Origin of the sequence: Gilliamella sp. Choc5-1, from assembly GCF_001690595.1 — a bacterium.
In the GTDB taxonomy this organism is placed as follows: Bacteria; Pseudomonadota; Gammaproteobacteria; order Enterobacterales; family Orbaceae; genus Gilliamella; species Gilliamella apicola_M.
The window spans coordinates 1-1,219 of the sequence record NZ_LZHH01000087.1; the positions used below are offsets into that span (position 1 = coordinate 1).

The following is a 1,219-nucleotide window of genomic DNA, read 5'->3' on the forward strand; positions in this document are numbered from 1 at the left end:
AATGTAACGGCGTGACACCCAAATATTCTCTTTTTGTAAATCAAAACGAATTCGTCTTGTACCATAAGACTGATAGCTCTGATTAAATAGCGTCACGATTTTATCGGCATAAAGCCCTACTGATTTTTGTCTATTCAATTTACACTGATAATAAGCATAATATCTTGATAATCCTAAATATTGACATAGCTTTGTTATGCTATAACGATGTCGATTTGCTTTTAGGATAGCGATTTTCGCCCTATTATCAGTGCTGCTTGCTTTAAAATATCGTTTTCCATGCGGAGTTGTTTAAGCTCTTTACGCAACGCGATTAGCTCTTGTTCTTGTGGACTGCGATTATCTTTTGTTTTAAATGAGCCACTTTGGCTTGATTGCGTTATCCAACGGTCCAATGCTGATGGCGTCAAATCATATTCGGCAACGATTTCACTACGTGATTTACCATGTTGATAAAGACTGACCATTTGGTGTTTAAAATCATCTGTGAATGTTCGTCTTTTGCGTTTAATCTTATTCATATTTGTTCCTTTTTTAGTCGTGATAAGTTTACCTTACCCCTTAAAAAAGTTGTATGATTTAGTGTAGCCGATCCAATCTTTAAATTAAAAGCAAAAGAATTTATTAAGGCCATGGAGCCACTAAGAGCTAATGGTAAATTAGAAACAATTAAAAGACTTTGCCAACGTATCAATGAGATTATGTTTTATGCGGTGAATATAGGCTTGATTGATGCTAACCCAGCAGCCAAGATAAAAGATGCTTTTGAAATCCCTATAAAAGGGCAAATGCCAACAATAAACGCGCAAGAGCTGCCCCAATTTATGCAATCCCTTGCTATGACCAGAATCGAATTACAAACGCGTTGCTTGATTGAATGGCAATTTGGAATGGCAACACATTTTCAAACAAAAAAATTAAGGGGTAAGTGTTTTTTAAATTCAACGGGAGGCAAGTAGCCTAACGAAGAATGTAATCGTTTATGATTATACCAATAAGCATAAGCCGAAAAAGCGCGTTGTAACTCAGCCGTTGAGTTAAAACGTTGGCCTTTTACAAATTCCGTTTTAATTGTTTTAAATGTCGCTTCCGCTACCGCATTGTCATAAGGACATCCTTTCTTGCTTAATGAATGCGTGATATTAAATGTCTTAAAACAATCCGCTAATAACCGATTATCAAACTCTTTACCGCGGTCTGAATGAAATAAATCTAATTT

General features: G+C 35.8%; 3 protein-coding genes. 1 reads left to right on the forward strand and 2 read right to left on the reverse strand.

All coding sequences use genetic code 11. The annotated features are described in order from the left end of the window. Positions 1–221: 221 nt before the first annotated feature. Positions 222–521, reverse strand: a complete 300-nt coding sequence (locus A9G35_RS07790; RefSeq protein WP_065585449.1) for a transposase — start codon at positions 519–521, stop codon at positions 222–224. A 75-nt stretch (positions 522–596) separates the two neighbouring features. On the opposite strand from A9G35_RS07790, the gene A9G35_RS07795 reads away from it, so the two are divergent. Next, the gene (locus A9G35_RS07795; RefSeq protein WP_442903176.1) at positions 597–959 is read left to right on the forward strand and encodes a phage integrase central domain-containing protein; all 363 of its coding nucleotides are present in this window, start codon (positions 597–599) and stop codon (positions 957–959) included. On the opposite strand, the gene A9G35_RS07800 is transcribed toward A9G35_RS07795, so the two are convergent. Beyond that, positions 905–1,219, reverse strand: a 315-nt coding sequence (locus A9G35_RS07800) for an integrase core domain-containing protein (RefSeq protein ID WP_141673828.1), incomplete at its 5' end; no start/stop codon positions are given. The two genes, A9G35_RS07795 and A9G35_RS07800, sit on opposite strands and share 55 nt — an antisense overlap.